The organism is Zunongwangia sp. L-65 (genome assembly GCF_056859415.1).
Genome location: NZ_JBSXOK010000040.1, coordinates 13,750 through 31,991, shown reverse-complemented (window position 1 = coordinate 31,991; position 18,242 = coordinate 13,750). Strand labels below are relative to the sequence as shown.

The 18,242-nt window shown below is 37.1% G+C and carries 15 protein-coding genes and 2 riboswitches; of the genes, 13 read left to right on the top strand and 2 right to left on the bottom strand.

The genetic code is table 11. The annotated features are described in order from the left end of the window. Positions 1–7 precede the first annotated feature (7 nt). The gene (locus AC13DP_RS04035; protein WP_483067349.1) at positions 8–361 is read right to left on the bottom strand and encodes a hypothetical protein; all 354 of its coding nucleotides are present in this window, start codon (positions 359–361) and stop codon (positions 8–10) included. A 161-nt stretch (positions 362–522) separates the two neighbouring features. Next, the gene (gene metK / locus AC13DP_RS04030; protein ID WP_483067348.1) at positions 523–1,779 is read right to left on the bottom strand and encodes a methionine adenosyltransferase; all 1,257 of its coding nucleotides are present in this window, start codon (positions 1,777–1,779) and stop codon (positions 523–525) included. A 697-nt stretch (positions 1,780–2,476) separates the two neighbouring features. On the opposite strand from metK, the gene AC13DP_RS04025 reads away from it, so the two are divergent. The 13 genes from AC13DP_RS04025 (at position 2,477) to AC13DP_RS03965 (ending at position 17,847) form a co-directional block, all read left to right on the top strand. Further along, a complete protein-coding gene (locus AC13DP_RS04025; protein WP_483067347.1) occupies positions 2,477–3,754 on the top strand; it encodes an O-acetylhomoserine aminocarboxypropyltransferase/cysteine synthase family protein in 1,278 nt (425 codons plus the stop codon). A gap of 76 nt (positions 3,755–3,830) precedes the next feature. Beyond that, positions 3,831–4,997 (top strand): trans-sulfuration enzyme family protein, encoded by a 1,167-nt coding sequence (locus tag AC13DP_RS04020; RefSeq protein WP_483067346.1) that lies wholly within the window; start codon positions 3,831–3,833, stop codon positions 4,995–4,997. A 117-nt stretch (positions 4,998–5,114) separates the two neighbouring features. Then, positions 5,115–5,522, top strand: a complete 408-nt coding sequence (locus AC13DP_RS04015; RefSeq protein ID WP_483067345.1) for an RrF2 family transcriptional regulator — start codon at positions 5,115–5,117, stop codon at positions 5,520–5,522. Between the two features lie 163 nt (positions 5,523–5,685). After that, positions 5,686–6,315 (top strand): phosphoadenosine phosphosulfate reductase domain-containing protein, encoded by a 630-nt coding sequence (locus AC13DP_RS04010; RefSeq protein ID WP_483067344.1) that lies wholly within the window; start codon positions 5,686–5,688, stop codon positions 6,313–6,315. A gap of 214 nt (positions 6,316–6,529) precedes the next feature. Next, positions 6,530–8,623 carry a HEPN domain-containing protein gene (locus tag AC13DP_RS04005; protein ID WP_483067343.1) on the top strand — a complete coding sequence of 698 codons (2,094 nt, stop codon included), beginning with the start codon at positions 6,530–6,532 and terminating at the stop codon, positions 8,621–8,623. Further along, a complete protein-coding gene (gene cobA, locus AC13DP_RS04000; RefSeq protein ID WP_483067342.1) occupies positions 8,616–9,413 on the top strand; it encodes a uroporphyrinogen-III C-methyltransferase in 798 nt (265 codons plus the stop codon). The genes AC13DP_RS04005 and cobA overlap by 8 nt, the downstream gene beginning before the upstream one ends. Before the next feature lie 391 nt (positions 9,414–9,804). Beyond that, positions 9,805–10,398, top strand: coding sequence for a precorrin-2 dehydrogenase/sirohydrochlorin ferrochelatase family protein (locus AC13DP_RS03995; RefSeq protein ID WP_483067341.1), 594 nt, complete (start codon positions 9,805–9,807; stop codon positions 10,396–10,398). After that, complete coding sequence (locus AC13DP_RS03990) at positions 10,391–11,452, top strand: NAD(P)/FAD-dependent oxidoreductase (RefSeq protein WP_483067340.1); 1,062 nt, start codon at positions 10,391–10,393, stop codon at positions 11,450–11,452. Before AC13DP_RS03995 ends, AC13DP_RS03990 begins: the two co-directional genes overlap by 8 nt. A gap of 236 nt (positions 11,453–11,688) precedes the next feature. Continuing rightward, positions 11,689–12,111: an OsmC family protein gene (locus AC13DP_RS03985; RefSeq protein WP_483067339.1), complete on the top strand. Its 423-nt coding sequence runs from the start codon at positions 11,689–11,691 to the stop codon at positions 12,109–12,111. Positions 12,112–12,563: 452 nt separating this feature from the next. Further along, positions 12,564–12,682, top strand: a riboswitch (SAM riboswitch). A gap of 49 nt (positions 12,683–12,731) precedes the next feature. Then, positions 12,732–13,751 carry a homocysteine S-methyltransferase family protein gene (locus AC13DP_RS03980; protein WP_483067338.1) on the top strand — a complete coding sequence of 340 codons (1,020 nt, stop codon included), beginning with the start codon at positions 12,732–12,734 and terminating at the stop codon, positions 13,749–13,751. Between the two features lies 1 nt (position 13,752). Next, positions 13,753–16,473 carry a methionine synthase gene (gene metH / locus AC13DP_RS03975; RefSeq protein WP_483067337.1) on the top strand — a complete coding sequence of 907 codons (2,721 nt, stop codon included), beginning with the start codon at positions 13,753–13,755 and terminating at the stop codon, positions 16,471–16,473. A 47-nt stretch (positions 16,474–16,520) separates the two neighbouring features. After that, the gene (gene metF, locus AC13DP_RS03970; protein ID WP_013073018.1) at positions 16,521–17,477 is read left to right on the top strand and encodes a methylenetetrahydrofolate reductase [NAD(P)H]; all 957 of its coding nucleotides are present in this window, start codon (positions 16,521–16,523) and stop codon (positions 17,475–17,477) included. A gap of 91 nt (positions 17,478–17,568) precedes the next feature. Continuing rightward, complete coding sequence (locus AC13DP_RS03965; protein ID WP_228251562.1) at positions 17,569–17,847, top strand: hypothetical protein; 279 nt, start codon at positions 17,569–17,571, stop codon at positions 17,845–17,847. Positions 17,848–18,030: 183 nt separating this feature from the next. Then, positions 18,031–18,132: riboswitch (SAM riboswitch) on the top strand. Positions 18,133–18,242 lie beyond the last annotated feature (110 nt).

Sequence of the window (18,242 nt, the reverse complement as noted above, 5' to 3'; positions counted from 1 at the left end):
CTTTTAATCAGTTTTTGCCATATCCCTTACCTTTTTCGGTAATGTGAAAGTATTTGATTTGAAGAGCCGTTTTTTCCTCAATAATCCTATATCGTCCTTCGTTATCTGCGATATTACCACGCACAATAAATGCGCAACCTATCAAATGATCGTTTTTAAATAGTAAATGTGAATCGATGCTAAGCTTATCGTTTTTCTTTAAATTTTCGAAAAGGCGGCACGCATGAAAAAACTCGTTATAATCATCCCAGTCTTCGTCTAGTTTATACTTTACATAGGCTAAAATTGGAGAAAAATAAAATGCTTTAATATCATTTGATAGGTAATATTTTAAATTTTTATTGATTCCAAGTAATTTCATAAGCTATTCAAATCTATAAATTAGCAGTATGTCCATGAGGAGTGGACCAGAAAATCTTTTACAATTTCAGAGCTTCCCGGTGACTAATTATCGGTATCGTGGTATCCTCTGGTATCCTCTATTGGAGGTGCCAATAAGCTTTTGGATTTTAGGTATAATACCTATAATCCAAAAGCATCTTTTACCTTATCTACATAGTCTAATTTTTCCCATGTAAATAGTTCAACTTCTTTCTTAATTTCTCCGTTATAAGGACTTTTAAAGATCTTGGTTACCTTTTTAGGTTCTTTACCCATGTGGCCATAAGCAGCTGTTTCACGGTAAATAGGATTTCTTAGGTTTAAGCGCTCTTCAATAGCAAAAGGACGCATATCAAAAATTTCACCTACTTTTTTAGCAATCTCGCCATTGCTCATTTTAACTTTAGAAGTTCCATAAGTATCTACAGAGATCGAGGTTGGTTCTACCACCCCAATAGCATAAGAAACCTGAACCAGAACTTCGTCTGCAACACCGGCGGCCACCAGATTTTTGGCAATATGTCTTGAAGCATATGCTGCAGAGCGGTCTACTTTACTTGGATCTTTTCCAGAAAAAGCCCCACCACCGTGAGCACCCTTACCACCATAAGTATCTACAATAATCTTTCTACCAGTCAGCCCGGCATCACCGTGCGGCCCGCCAATAACAAATTTTCCAGTAGGATTTATATGGTATTTAATATCGTTATTGAATAATTTCTGAACATATTCAGGGAGCTGTGCAATGACACGTGGCATTAAAATCTCAATAATATCTTTCTTGATTTTAGCCAGCATTTCTTCATCATCTTCCATAAACTGGTCATGCTGTGTGGAAAGTACGATGGCTACGATGCGCTGGGGAATATTGTCATCACTATATTCGATAGTTACCTGGCTTTTCGCGTCTGGGCGTAAATAAGGAATTTCGTTTCCTTCGCGTCTTAGCTCAGCAAGTTCGTACACCATTTTGTGAGAAATATCTAAAGCCAAAGGCATAAAGTTAGCGGTCTCTGTAGTAGCATAACCAAACATCATTCCCTGGTCGCCAGCCCCCTGTTCTTCTTTGGTAGCACGGTCTACACCCTGATTAATATCTGGTGATTGCTCGTGGATTAAAGAAATCACACCACAAGAATCCCCGCTAAATTGATAAGCACCTTTTGTGTATCCAATGTCATTGATTACGTCACGGGCGATTTGTTGTACGTCCAGATACGTGTTAGAGCGAACTTCGCCGGCTAATACTACCTGTCCTGTTGTTACTAAAGTTTCGCAGGCTACTTTTGATTCTTCATCAAAAGCCAGAAAATTATCCAATAAAGTATCACTAATCTGATCTGCAATCTTATCTGGGTGTCCTTCAGAAACACTTTCTGAAGTAAATAAGTAAGCCATAAATCTACGCTTTATATTATAAAAAGAAGGGATAAATTTGACGTAAAGGCAGACTATAAAAGTATTACTGCTTTAGCATTTTAACCAAATTATTTTCTTTGGCATACTTCTAAAATGATTAGAAGTATTAGGGTTGCAATCAGTCAAATCTTTCCCTGTTATTAATCTGGCTACAAATGTATAAAAATTGTTTTTACTCCAACTTTCTTTAACTTCTTTTTAGTTTGAAATCTGGGAATGGATTTTTTATTAAAATAATTAGTTTGTTTAAATTCATAGCATATCGCTTGTTTTACTGAGGTTTCGGTATCATATTAAGCCTGTTTTTAGTTAATTCTTAGCTCACTACATATTAATATTTAAATTTTTTACTCAAAAAATTTTGGTTTTGAATTATTTTCGCATTTATCTTTGTATCACGAAAACATGAGAGAAATGATTTTAAACAATATGATGCGCTTTATGATGTGGAGAATTTCCGCAGCGCGCGCTATTGCTTAAAATTAAAACTATAATTTGCAAAATGAGCCGCTGTATTTTACAGCGGCTTTTTTTTGCCATAAATTTTAATACTGCAAATGATGACAAATAAAAGCATGATTTGCTATTGCCCAAACAGGAAAGGTTAATCGAATAAGATCTCCCGGGCAATAGCCTGATAAAGGGAGATCGCTTATGAATCTTAAAGAATAAAAAAATGAGTTTAAATAAATTTGCTACAAACGCTTTACATGCAGGTCACGATGTCGCCAATAACGCAGGAACAAGGGCAGTACCTATCTATCAAACTACATCTTATGTCTTTAAAGACTCAGATGAGGCAGCCGGGAGATTTTCCTTGGCGCAACCGGGCTACATTTATACACGATTAAATAATCCTACTAACGATATTTTAGAACAACGGCTAGCTGCTTTAGAAGGAGGGATTGGCGCAGTAGTCACCGCATCTGGAACAGCTGCTATTAATACTACTCTGTTAACGCTATTAAAAGCAGGCGATCATATTGTAGCTTCCAGCAGTTTGTATGGAGGTACCTATAACCTGCTAAGTGTTACTTTACCAAGATTCGGAATTACCACCACTTTTGTAGATCCATCAAAACCAGAGAATTTTGGAGAAGCGGTTAAGGAAAATACCAGAGCTATTTTTGCAGAGTCTCTTGGAAACCCCAAATTAGATGTTTTAGACTTAAAAAATATCGCTAAACAGGCGAAAGCGCATAAGATTCCATTTATTGTAGATAATACGGTCGCTACACCTTACTTGTTAAAGCCAATTGAATTTGGTGCCAATATCGTCATAGAATCCTTAACCAAATATATTAGTGGTAACGGAACCTCTTTAGGAGGTGCTATAATCGATGCAGGGACTTTTGACTGGTCGAGTGGAAATTTCCCTGAATTTACGGAACCTTCACCAGGATATCATGGCCTGGTATATCACGAAGCTTTAGGCAATGCGGCTTTTATTGCTAAGGTGAGGGTAGAAGGATTGCGTGATCACGGTGCAGCCTTGAGTCCGTTTAATGCTTTTCAGATCATACAGGGGCTGGAAACTTTAAAAATAAGGATTAAACAGCATAGCGAAAACGCTTTGGCATTGGCGCAGTGGCTGCAGCAACAAGAAGTGGTAACCTGGGTAAATTATCCGGGATTAAGTGATAGTCCCTATTACGAGCTGGCGAAAGAGTACTTGCCAGAAGGACAGAGTGGTATCGTTACTTTTGGTGTGAAAGGAGGATATGATGCAGCTAAGATTATAGCAGACGAAACAAAATTATTTTCTTTACTGGCCAATATTGGTGATACCAAATCTTTAATTATCCATCCTGCCAGTACCACCCATCAGCAACTTGATGACGAAGCTCAAAAATCGACCGGTGTTTCTAAAGATTTAATACGTTTGTCTGTAGGTCTGGAAGATATCGAGGATTTAAAAGAAGATCTTAAATTGGTATTTTCAAAAATAAAATGAGAATAATATATTGAGTACTTTTGGATAGTTACTCAATAGAATTACTAGTAATTAAAAGATATAAAACCCTTACAGTATGTCTACTCCACATTTCGAAACCGAAGCTATACGTACGCAGATAGAACGTTCACAGTTTTTAGAACATTCGTCCCCGTTGTACCTAACCTCAAGTTATATCTTTGAAGATGCCGAAGATATGCGTGCTTCCTTTTCCGAAGAAAAAGAACGGAATATTTATAGCAGGTTCTCGAATCCTAATACTTCAGAATTTGTCGAAAAAATAGCCAAAATGGAGGGAGCAGAAGCTGGATTTGCTTTTGCTACCGGAATGAGTGCCGTGTTTTCTTCACTTGCAGCTTTATTAAATGCCGGCGATCATATAATTTCAGCACGATCGGTTTTTGGGAGTACTCATTCTTTGTTTACTAAATTTTTTCCGAAGTGGAATATCTCGCATAGCTATTTTAAAGTTAATGAAGTAGACAAAATTGAAAGCTTAATTAAACCTGAAACCAAAATTATTTTTGCTGAAACACCAACAAATCCTGGTGTAGATATTATCGATTTAGAACTTTTAGGTAAGATTGCTAAAAAGCATAACTTGATTTTGGTGATCGATAACTGTTTTGCCACACCTTATATTCAGAACCCTATTAAATATGGTGCAGATTTGGTGATCCACTCGGCTACAAAAATGATAGATGGCCAGGGAAGGGTTTTAGGCGGAGTTACGGTTGGAAATGCCGATCTTATTCGGGAGATCTATTTGTTCTCCAGAAATACCGGTCCCGCACTAAGTCCGTTTAACGCCTGGGTACTTTCAAAGAGTTTGGAAACTTTAGCCGTGCGTTTAGAAAAACATTCTGAAAATGCACTAAAATTAGCCGAATTTTTAGAAAGCCATCCCAATGTTCAGCATGTTAAATATCCATTCCTAAAATCGCATCCGCAATATGAGATTGCAAAAAAACAAATGCGTTTAGGAGGAAATATTATTTCTTTTGAAATTAAAGGAGGGATCGATGCCGGTAGAAAATTTGTAAATTCAGTAAAAATGTGTTCCAGAAGTGCAAATTTAGGGGATACTAGAAGTATTGTAACGCATCCGGCAAGTACCACTCATAGTAAATTAAGCGAAGAAGATAGATTAGAAGTAGGAATAACCGATGGACTAATAAGGACCTCGGTTGGTTTAGAACATATCGATGATATTATTGAAGATATTAAACAAGCTTTATCCTAAATGCTGTGAGTTAAGATAGAGCTTTGCGACTATCCAATTATACGTTCTTTAAAATTGAATGAATTTTGAAAAAGTGTATGGCGAAGTTGAAAAATTAAAATTATTTATCTTCGCCGTATGCTTTCAAAGAAAACAAAATACGGAATTAAGGCCTTAACTTTTATAGCAAGGCAGCCAGAAGGAAATCCTGTGCAAACTTCAGAAATTGCCAAGAGTGAAAATATCTCGCTCAAATTTTTGGAAAGTATTCTATTAATACTCAGGAAATCTGGCTTTTTAGGTTCAAAAAAAGGAAAAGGCGGAGGTTATTATCTAATTAAAGAACCACAAGATATTAAAATGACCGCAGTCATTAGAGTATTAGAAGGTCCTATAGCAATGGTGCCCTGTGTAAGTCTTAATTATTACGAAAAGTGTGAAGACTGCCCAGAGGAGCAAACCTGCTCTGTTCATAAATTAATGATCCAGGTTCGTGATAGCACCTTAAATGTACTTGGCGAAAATACCCTGGCCGATCTGGCTTAATGGTATTTTGTGATGTAAAATGTTAAAAATCAAAAAATAATCAACAAATTGTTGGTGTATAAGAAAATGAAGATTACTTTTGTTTTAATAACCTACTAAATCTATAGGATAATAGGTTGATAAGAATTAAAAGAAAAAAGTGGACTTCAGGAAAGATAAGATTATGAAAAGGTATACAGATAAAGAACTAAAAATCCTTAATCAGCAATTAAAAGGTATAAGCCCTGAAGAAATTATCCAGTGGGTAATTTTAAACAGTAAGCGCCCCGTAGTAACAACTAATTTTAGACCTTACGAGGTAGCTATTTTACATGCTGTTTCTAAAATTAAATCTGATGTTCAGGTAGTTTGGTGTGATACCGGCTATAATACTCCGCAAACCTATCAGCATGCTAAAGAGGTGATTGATATTCTGGATCTAAATGTTAAAATTTATATACCCAAGCAAACTGCTGCCTATCGTGATGCGATGTTTGGTGGAATTCCGCAGGTAGATAGTTCAGATCACGATGAATTTACCCGTCAGGTAAAATTAGAACCTTTTCAAAGAGCGATGAGAGAGCAGCAGCCGGATATCTGGTTTACCAATCTCCGTAAAGGGCAAACTGCTTTCCGTGATAGTATCGATATTCTTAGCTACAGTAAGGATGGTCTTTTAAAAGTAAGTCCTTTTTATCATTGGAGTGATGAAAAACTGGATCTTTATTTAGAAGAGTATAATCTTCCTAATGAGCATAAATATTTTGATCCGACAAAAGTATTGTCCAATAGAGAATGTGGACTACACGCGTAATAAAAGTGATATTTAATTTAAATATTAAAGATGAAAATTATTGTAAATACAAAAGTGATGTGGTGTAAATCGATGTGTTTGCGTAGCATAATATGCACTTAAAAGTCATCATTGTATTTAGTTATATATAAAGTCCTTTTAAGTGTAAACTGAAAAGGACTTTTTTGTTTCCTTCTGTTTTAAACAGATTCCTCTCAATTAAAATAAATTATCCATGCAAAGTTTTAGAACCGAAATTGAAAATCCTGTTGTCGAAAAAGACATCATCGATTTAGAAAAGAAAATTCGACTGTTTCGCGAAGGCAAAGCAGACGAAGAGAAATTCCGAAGCCTGCGCCTTGCGCGTGGAGTTTACGGCCAAAGGCAGGCTGGTGTACAAATGGTTCGTATAAAACTGCCTTTTGGAAAAATAACTTCAGAGCAATTACATCGTATTGCTGATGTGTCTGATGAATATTCTACCGGAAGATTGCATATCACTACCCGTCAGGATATCCAGATTCATTATGTAAGCTTAGATCGTACGCCCGAACTTTGGGCGCAGCTTGAAAAGGATGATATAACGCTAAGAGAGGCTTGTGGAAATACGGTAAGAAATATTACGGCGTCGCCAACAGCCGGGATTGATATTGATGAACCTTTTGATGTTTCCCCTTATGCCGATGCTGCTTTTCGATTTTTTCTACGGAACCCAATTTGCCAGGAAATGGGACGGAAGTTTAAAATTGCATTTTCTGCAACAGATGAGGATACGGCCTTAAGCTATATCCATGATCTTGGGTTTATTCCGAAGTTAAAAAACGGAAAACGAGGCTTTAAAGTAATGTTGGGTGGCGGACTGGGTTCACAACCGCGCCATGCCGATAAATTATATGATTTTATTGAAGCTGAAAAAATTATTCCGCTTATAGAATCGGTTCTTCGAGTATTTGATCGTCACGGGGAACGGGCAAAACGGTTAAAAGCGAGAATGAAGTTTTTAATCAAGGATATAGGCTTAGAAGCTTTCTTAGAATTAGTTGATGAACAGAAAAAAGCTTTATCTCAAGAAAAAGTAGAATTTCATATCGATAAATTCGAGGCTGCTCCACCGCTTCAGGATATTGAGGTTCCTTCAATAAAAATTGAAGCTGAAAAGGATTACAAGGTTTGGCGAAATACCAATGTTGTTCCGCAGAAACAGGAAGGACTATTTGCTATTGGAATACGTGTACCTTTAGGTGATTTTTATACCGGAGGAGCCAGACAATTAGCCGATTTGATTAAGAGATACGCGGGAAACGAAATTCGCCTAAGCTTACGTCAGGATATTTTAGTTCGTCATGTACGGGAAGAACTATTACCCTTTTTCTATACTGAATTAAAGAAATTGGGGTATGCAGAAACCGGTTACGATAAAACGATAGATATTACCGCTTGCCCGGGTACGGATACTTGTAATTTAGGAATTGCCAGTAGTACCGGGATTGCAGATGTTTTGGAAGATGTTTTAAAAGAAGAATATCCGCAGTTTATTAATGGGAAGGATATTACTATAAAAATAAGTGGTTGTATGAATGCCTGCGGGCAGCATAATATGGCTGAAATCGGTTTTCAGGGAATGTCGATTAAATCGGGGAAAGCCGTAGCACCTGCATTACAGGTATTACTTGGTGGCGGTGTTTTAGGAAATGGGGAAGGCCGCTTTGCCGATAAAGTGGTAAAAGTTCCCAGTAAACGCGGTCCGGAAGCCTTAAGAGTTTTATTGAATGATTTTGATGCGAATGCAAGAAGTGATGAAAAATTTATCCAATATTATGATCGACAAGGAAAAACTTATTTCTATGATTTATTAAAAGACTTGGCAGATACCTCAGATCTTAGCGAAAATGATTTTATCGATTGGGGGCATGAAAAACCTTATATCAAAGCGGTTGGAGTAGGAGAATGTGCCGGTGTGGTGATCGATCTTATTGCCACCTTACTTTTTGAAAGTGAAGAGAAGATTGACAATGCGCAAAGCGCTTTAGATCGTAAAGCATGGTCAGACTCTATTTACCATTCCTATACTTCAATCGTAAATTCGGCAAAAGCATTGTTGTTAGCCGACGATGTAAAAACCAATACCCAAGCCGGAATAATAGCGCAATTTGACGAGCTATTTGTAGAAACCGGTAAAATTGAACTTTCAACTTCTTTTAAAGAGTTCACGTATCAATTAAATGAACATGAACCTGGCGAAGAATTTGCTCAGAAATATATCGAAGATGCGCGTTTATTCTTAAAAAGGGTAGATGCTTATAGAACAAAGGAGGTGCAAGATGTATAATCTTCCAAAACTAAGTGTAGTGGGCGCAGGTCCCGGTGATCCAGAACTTATCACATTAAAAGCACTAAATACGCTAAAATCGGCGAAAGTGGTGCTTTACGACGCGCTTATTAATCGTGAGTTACTGGAATACGCGCCGCAAGCCGAGCATATTTACGTTGGAAAACGTAAAAATAAGCATCGTTATTCTCAGGACGAGATCAATGATCTTATTGTGAACTATGCCAATGAACGTGGGCACGTAGTGCGACTTAAAGGTGGTGATCCTTTTATCTTCGGAAGAGGTTCTGAAGAGATTAATTACGCCAAAAGCAAAGGTTTGGATACCGCAGTGGTTTCAGGAATCACTTCGTCCATCGCCGTGCCGGCCAATGTGGGGATTCCACTCACACAACGTGGAACAGCGGAAAGTTTTTGGGTGATTACCGGAACAACTTCCGCGAGAAAATTATCCAGTGACGTTTACCTGGCAGCACAATCTACAGCGACGGTAGTTATTTTGATGGGAATGAGTAAGCTTGCTGAAATTGTAAAGATTTTCAGTGAATTTGGAAAAGAAGATATGCCGGTAGGGATCATTCAGAATGGGACTACGGTCAATGAACAATCAGGCTTTGGAACCATAAAAACCATAGAAAAAGTAGTGGCTGAAAAGAAATTAACCGCACCCTCAATTATCGTTATTGGCGAGGTGGTGAAAGAAAGTCATCAATTGCCTAAAGAACTAAAAGAAGCAAGTGGATTTTCAGCTTCAGCATATTCAAAATTTTTGAAAATCGGAGCAGCGTAATTAGAAGTTAGAAGTTAGAAGTTGGAGTTTAGAAAATAGACCAGAGAGAAGAGACTAAAGAACCAAGAAACATAAATTATTTTGAATGCAATGTTGAATGGTTAATTATAAAAGTAATGAATATTTCAAATTGAGTGAACGTTTAGATTTTTAAAAAAAGCTGAAAGCTGACTTCTGAAAGTTTAAAATTATCAACTATGAATGATTTTAAGCTGTAATCAGATTATAAAATCAATAAAATAGAACCTAGGTCATATTCTATGAAATTTTAAATCATGAATATTGAATTTTTTTAAAAAGTGCAGTGAACAGTCAATTATAAACTTTAGACTTTTTTCAAATTTCCGCTGAGGGCTAATTGCTGAAAGCTTTGAGCTAATAGCTAAAAAATATGCAAGCAAGAAACGAATTATATCCTGTTTTTTTAAAAGTAAACAACTTAAACATCCTTGTTGTAGGTGGAGGCAACGTTGGGCATGAGAAACTTCATTTTTTACTGAAGTCGAGCCCAAATGCCAATGTTGAGGTTGTGGCCAAATGGTTCGCGCCAGAAACGGAAGCCCTCGCTAAAAAACACGGAGTCAAATTGATTAAAAGCAGGTATAAAAGAAAATTTCTTAAAAAACGTCACATCGTAGTAGCCGCAACAAACGATGCTAGACTTAATAAGCGAGTACATAGGCATGCGAAAAAGCGGTATTTGCTTGCAAATATTGCCGATACGCCCGAGTTATGTGATTTTTATATGGGCGGAATTGTAAATAAAGGCAACGTGAAAATAGCGATTTCTACCAATGGAAAATCGCCAACAACGGCCAAACGTTTACGTCAGTTTTTTGAAGAAGTAATTCCGGAAGATGTTAATCGAATGGTCGAAAATCTTAATGAATATCGAAAAACCATCAAAGGTGATTTTGAAGCCAAGGTGGAACAATTAAATACAATAACCGAATCTTTAATCGTAAAGAAAGATAAAAATGATTAAAACAGATATCCTAATTATAGGAGCAGGCCCCACAGGATTATTTACCGTTTTTGAAGCGGGATTGTTAAAATTAAAAACACATTTAATCGACGCTTTACCGCAGCCAGGTGGTCAATGTTCAGAAATTTATCCCAAAAAACCGATTTATGATATTCCGGCGTTCCCGGAAATTAACGCAGGCGATTTGGTGAATAATCTAATGGAACAAATTAAACCTTTTGAACCTGGATTTACGTTAGGGGAGCGTGCAGAAACTTTAGAAAAGTTAGACGACGGTACTTTTATCGTAACCACCAATAAAGGAACAAAGCATCACGCTCCAGTGGTAGCCATTGCAGGAGGTTTGGGTTCTTTTGAACCACGTAAGCCACCTATTCAGAATATTGCCGATTACGAAGATAAAGGCGTAGAATATTTTATTAAAGATCCAGAAATCTATCGTGGAAAAAAAGTAGTGATTGCCGGTGGTGGAGATTCTGCTTTAGATTGGGCCATTTATTTAGCCGATGTTGCTGAAGAAGTAGCCCTGGTACACCGAAGAAAAGAGTTTAGGGGCGCTTTAGATTCTGTAGAAAAGGTGTCTGAATTATCGAAACTTGGTAAAATTGAAATGATAACCAATGCTGAGGTCGTTGGCCTAAATGGAGAAGATGATTTAGAGCAGGTAGTGATTCGCCATAAAGATGAAGCACGAGGTGAAGAATTTAGAGATGTAGATCATTTTATTCCGTTATTCGGATTATCACCAAAATTAGGGCCCATTGGAAACTGGGGATTAGAGATCGAAAAGAATGCGATTAAAGTGGACAATTCTTACGATTATGCCACTAATATTCCGGGAGTCTACGCCATTGGAGATGTAAATACCTATAAAGGAAAATTAAAACTGATCTTATCTGGTTTCCACGAAGCAGCGATTATGTGCCAGAGTGCCTATCAGAGAATTTTCCCAGATAAAAAATACGTACTTAAATATACTACAGTTGGTGGGGTAGAAGGCTTCGATGGCTCTAAAAAAGAAGCCAAGAAAGAAGTAGTGCAGAGTATAGGGTAGAAGAAGTTAGATTTTAGATCGCTTCGCTGTTATAAATTAGACAATTTGGTGATGTGTTAATGTGATATTAATGTCATTTCGACCGAAGCGTAGCGTAGCGGAGAAATCTAAATCCTATGTTATAAAAAACGTCATTTCATAAATCAGGAATGACGTTTTTTATAATACTTTCAAAGTAGCAAAGGTTACAAAAGAATCATAACACGTTTCGTATATTTGAATCAAAATTAAAATAGATGAAAATCTTTCTAAAAAGGCTTAATGATGCCTATCACTTTGAGACCAAAAATGAACGTGGTGATATTGTTCATTTAGATAATAAATCTGAAGAAAATCCACAGGGAGGAAGCCCAATGGATCTTTTACTTCGTGGAATTGCTGGTTGTAGCAGTATCGATGTCGTGATGATCTTAAAAAAACAGAAAATAGAATTAGAAGATCTTCAGGTAGAAGTTGATGGTTTTAGAGAAGAGGGCGCTATACCCAATGTTTTCAAGAAAATACACCTAAACTTTATGCTGAAGGGCGATCTTGCTCCTCAAAAAGCATTAAGAGCAGTAGAACTTTCTATGGATAAATACTGTTCTGTAGCAAAAATGTTAGAAAAAGCAGTGGAAATATCCTACGAAGTAAACGTAAATGGAGAAGTGGTAAAGTAATTATTAGTTCCTTTTATTAATATTACAAAGACTATCGTCATTTCGTGATTGACACGAAATCTCATGAATAGTATAAAAACAGATGAGATCCTGAATCGAGTTCAGGATGACTTATACTGAATTAAAAATCGATTTCTTATTTTGAATCTTTTTTGTGGCCTATCGAAAATTGCTTGTAAAATTGAAAGTGAGGGAAGCGTGAAAAATTTTAGGCTGTTTGAGCGAAGCGAGTTTCTAAAATTTAGCTTCCGAACATACAATTTCAAGCAAGATTCGTAAGCCTAGATTTTTTTGGTTCGTTTTTTCATCAATGGAAAAAATGAACAGAATTATTTTAAGGAAATAATTGATTAATTTTTTAATAAAGAAGAAGTAAACTAAGATTTTTACTCATTCTCTTGTCATTATAATAGATCGCCGTATATTAGCGGGCTCAGTTCATAAATTTATTAGCGTTATCAAGAAAGGTTGAGGGATTAGACCCTGTGAAGCCTTAGCAACCCTCCTTATCTAAACGATATTGGGAGAAGGTGCTACCTTCTACTACGTATTTTACGTAGATAGATAACAAACAGACTTTCCTTTATCTTCTTTTTTGATAGCCAATAGAATAGCATAACATGTCGAAATTAGAAGAATTATTAGCTGAAAAAATATTAATACTTGATGGTGCGATGGGAACCATGCTTCAGGAATATAAATTTTCTGAAGAAGATTTCCGTGGAGATCGTTTTAAAGACTGGCCGGTTTCTGTACAGGGAAACAACGACCTGCTTTCAATTACGCAGCCTGAAGCTATTGCTACAATACATAAAAAATACTTTCAGGCGGGTGCCGATATTGTAGAAACCAATACTTTTTCTGGTACTACTATAGCTATGGCAGATTATCAAATGGAAGAACTGGTTGAGGAATTAAATTACGAATCGGCCAGAATCGCTAAACAAGTAGCTACTGAATTAACCGAAGCAAATCCCGATCAACCTAAATTTGTTGCCGGTGCAATGGGGCCTACCAACAAAACCGCGAGTATGTCTCCAGATGTAAATGATCCGGGATTTCGTGCCATTTCGTTCGATGAACTTCGAATCGCTTACAAACAACAAGCAAGAGCTTTGATAAGAGGCGGAGTAGATATTCTTCTGGTAGAAACTGTTTTTGATACCTTAAATGCAAAAGCAGCACTTTTTGCAATCGACGAACTTAAAGAAGAATTAGACCTGGATATTCCGGTGATGGTAAGCGGTACAATTACCGATGCTTCTGGTAGAACCTTATCCGGGCAAACAGCCGAAGCTTTCTTAATTTCAGTATCACATATTCCACTTATGAGTATTGGTTTTAATTGTGCGCTGGGAGCAAAACAGTTAACGCCGCATTTAGAGGTGTTAAGCTATAAAACGCAATACGGAGTGTCAGCCTATCCTAATGCGGGGCTGCCAAATGCCTTTGGTGAGTATGACGAATCTCCTGAAGAAATGTCGAAGCAAACTCGCGAATATTTAGATAAAAGTCTGGTGAATATCCTTGGCGGTTGTTGCGGTACAACACCAGCTCATATAAAAGCAATTGCTGATATTGCAAAAGAATACAAACCACGACCGATAAAAAGTCTTCAACATAAAAAAGCTTCGGCCTAAGATGGAAGGATTACACAGTAATTTAGCAAATAATACTTCAGGGAAAACCGATTATCGACCCTTGCAATTGTCGGGTCTGGAACCTTTAATTATTACGCCAGACAGCAATTTTGTAAACGTAGGGGAGCGTACCAATGTAGCCGGTTCTAAGCGATTTTTACGATTAATCAAAGAAGAAAAGTTCGATGAAGCTTTAGACGTTGCTAGAGATCAGGTGGATGGCGGTGCGCAGATTATTGATATTAATATGGACGACGGACTTATCGATGGTAAAGAGGCCATGGTAAAGTTCCTAAATCTTATCGTAGCAGAGCCTGATATCGCTCGTGTGCCTATTATGATCGATAGTTCCAAATGGGAAATTATCGAAGCTGGTTTGCAAGTGGTACAGGGAAAATGTGTAGTGAATTCGATTTCCTTAAAAGAAGGCGAAGCCCAATTTATAGAGCATGCACGAAAAATAAAGCGTTACGGTGCGGCAGTTATTGTCATGGCTTTTGATGAAGTTGGGCAGGCCGATAATTATGAACGCCGAATAGAAATTGCAAAGCGCTCTTATGATGTTCTGGTAGATAAAGTGAAATTTCCGCCAGAAGATATCATTTTCGATTTAAATATTTTTCCTGTCGGAACAGGTATGGATGAGCATCGTAGGAATGCGATAGACTTTATTGAAGCAACTGCATGGGTTAAAGAAAACTTACCATACTGTAGTGTGAGTGGTGGGGTTAGTAATGTATCTTTTTCTTTCCGCGGGAATAATCCGGTGCGTGAAGCTATGCATTCTGTGTTTTTATACTACGCGATTAAAGCCGGAATGAATATGGGAATTGTAAACCCGGCTTTGTTGGAGGTTTACGATCAAATTCCTAAAGACTTATTAGAGCATGTAGAAGATGTAATTTTAGATCGTCGTGACGATGCAACCGAGCGTTTATTGGATTTTGCTGAAACCGTAAAAGGAACCGCAAAAACCAGTAAAGTCGATTTAAGTTGGCGAGAGGGCAGTATTCAAGACCGAATAACCCATGCGTTGGTAAAAGGAGTAGATGCCTATATTGTTGAGGACGTAGAAGCAGCCAGACTAGAAGCAGAGCGGCCTATCGATGTAATTGAAGGCTCGTTAATGATCGGGATGAATGTGGTTGGAGATCTCTTCGGAAGTGGTAAAATGTTTCTTCCGCAGGTGGTAAAATCGGCACGAGTAATGAAAAAAGCCGTAGCCTACCTATTGCCTTTTATTGAAAATGATAAAACCAGTAAACGTGAGCCTGCCGGAAAAGTTTTGATGGCTACCGTAAAAGGAGATGTTCATGATATCGGGAAAAACATTGTAAGTGTAGTTTTAGGGTGTAATAATTACGAAATTATTGATTTGGGCGTAATGGTTCCGCCAGAGAAAATTATTGATGCCGCAAAAGCTAACAATGTAGATGCTATAGGTTTAAGCGGATTAATCACCCCTTCTTTAGATGAAATGGTTTTTTTAGCTAAAGAAATGCAACGCCAAAATTTTAATGTGCCTTTACTTATTGGTGGGGCTACAACGTCTAAAGCACATACGGCGGTAAAAATCGATCCGCAATATATGCACGCTGTGGCACATGTTAACGATGCTTCACGAGCAGTTACGGTTGTTGGTGATTTGTTGAATAAAAAGACAAGGGAAACCTATAAAGAAAACCTTAAGGCAGAATACGAGGTTTTCCGAAACAATTTTGGAAAACGTAGTAAAGTAAAAAGTTTTCTGTCTATTGAAGAAGCTCGAGAAAACAATTATAAAATAGATTGGAAAACAACCAATATCACGAAACCAAATCGTTTAGGAATTCAGATTCTTGAAGATTTCGATTTAAATGAATTAGTAGATTATATCGATTGGAGTCCGTTTTTTAGAAGTTGGGATCTTCATGGCCGTTACCCTAAGATTTTAGAAGATGAAGTAGTCGGGGAACAGGCAAAATCATTATTTGCAGATGCTAAGGTGTTGCTGAAGCGTATTTTAGATGAAAAATTATTAAAAGCAAAAGCGATTTTTGGACTTTTTGAAGCTAATACCATAAACAGTGATGATATTGAAGTGTATTATAATCAAGATTCCGAAGAAAAAACAGCAATTTTCAGAACACTAAGGCAGCAATTAAAAAAGCATGCTGGGAAGCCCAATTTTGCACTTTCAGATTATATAGCACCTAAAGAAAGTGGAATAAAAGATTATATAGGTTGCTTTTGTGTTTCTACCGGATTTGGTACGCAGGAACTAGCGGCAGAATTCGAGAAAAATCACGATGATTATAATTCAATTATGATCAAAGCACTGGCCGACCGTTTTGCGGAAGCTTTTGCTGAATACTTGCACAAAAAAATCAGGAAAGAAGATTGGGGGTATGCTTCCCAAGAAAATCTAAGTAACGAAGAACTTATTAAAGAAAATTATAAAGGTATTCGTCCGGCACCTGGATATCCGGCCTGTCCAGATCATTTAGAGAAATTAACCATTTGGGATATTTTAAAGGTTGAAGAGCGCATTGGCGTAAAACTAACTGAAAGTTTAGCCATGTGGCCCGCAGCTAGCGTAAGTGGTTATTATTTTGCAAATCCTGAAGCGAGGTATTTTGGACTAGGAAAGATAAAAGAAGATCAGGTTAAAGATTTTGCCGAACGTAAAGGCATTGATTATAAAAAGGCCGAAAAATGGCTTAACCCAAATATTGCAGATTAAAAATGAGCTGACGGCTAACAGCTATCAGCGATTAGCAGCTTAAGACAATGAAAGTAACCGAGCATATAGAAAACGCAAAAGGAAAAACTCTTTTTTCATTTGAAATTGTTCCTCCACAAAAGGGAAAAAATATTCAGGAATTATACGATAATATCGATCCTTTAATGGAATTTAATCCGCCATTTATAGATGTAACGACTTCTAGAGAAGAGCATATCTACATTAAGCGGGAAGATGGATTGCTAGAACGTAAAATTACCAGAATGCGTCCCGGTACAGTTGGTATTTGTGCGGCAATAAAGCAAAAGTACGATGTAGATACTATTCCGCATGTGCTTTGCGGTGGGTTTACAAAAGAAGAAACCGAATATGTGTTAGTAGATTGTCATTATTTAGGAATCGAAAATGTGATGGCATTACGAGGTGATGCGATGAAACATCAGCGTTATTTTGAACCTACAACTGGTGGACACTGTTATGCCAATGAGCTTGTAGGTCAAATTAAAGACCTATCCAAAGGAAAATATTTAAATGAAGTTATTGATTCTGATAATCATGCCGATTTTTGTGTTGGGGTGGCCGGTTATCCTGAGAAGCATTTAGAATCACCTTCTTTAGAAACCGATCTTAAAAAATTAAAAGCAAAGGTAGATGCCGGCGCCGATTATGTGGTGACTCAAATGTTTTTTAATAATCAGGCGTATTTTGAGTTTGTAGAGAAAGCAAAGCAAATGGGCATAAATGTACCTATAATCCCTGGCATTAAACCTATTGCTGTAAAGAAGCATTTACAATTGCTACCGCATGTATTTAGCATTGATCTGCCACAAGACCTAATTGATAATGTAGAGGCTTGTAAGAATAATAAAGAAGTCAGAGAAGTGGGAATCGAATGGGCGATTCAACAAACAAAAGAATTGAAAGAAGCGGGAGTACCGGTACTACATTTCTATTCGATGGGAAAAAGCTCGAATATTAAAAAGATTGCTGAAGCGGTATTTTAGTATTTAGACCGCTAAAGCTGTTAGTAGTTAGAATTTAGATCGCTGCGCTTTTAGATTTGGAGAATCAAGAGTCAGGACTTAATTATTTTGAGTGCTGAAGGTTGAATTGAAAAATAGCTTTTTCAAAGCAATCAAAAAGAAAGAAACTAAGAATCAGTATTATCCAAAAGTTTTAATTAAATCTAATATCGTCCTACTTTTTGTTATTGTAGTAAAAACAATGAAGAATTGCGCGGCTGGTAGTGGAGTTCTGCCTAGCGGAGCGGTTGCAGAACGCATGTGTAATTTTTCAGCAGTTTTTCAAGATATCAAAAATAAGACTAGACTTTTTGTTTCTTTTTATGGCAATGATAAAAAGAAAGTATATTGAATTCTTTTTAGTCTTGAATTTTGCTAACAGGCAAGTGAAGCATAGCCGAACGGCGAAATCTTTCCGCTGATAGCTCAAGGCTGAAAGCTAAAATTCTCACTACTAAATACTAATTGAAAAAAATGTTGGTTGATCGTAAATTATTACCGTAATTTGTGGTTACAAAGTTCAGAAACTTACTGATTGTTATCAAGAAAGGCTGAGGGAATAGACCCGCAGAAGCCTTAGCAACCCTTTGCAAACAAAGAAGGTGCTACGTTCTACCGATTTTCGGATAGATAACAGAATGATTCTTCACCGAATTAATCGCAAAAACTTTTCTTGATCGTAACAAAGCGCACTCCTATCACAAGGATGTATGCTGATGTCAGTCTGTTTTAAGCTTTAAAAGTTTA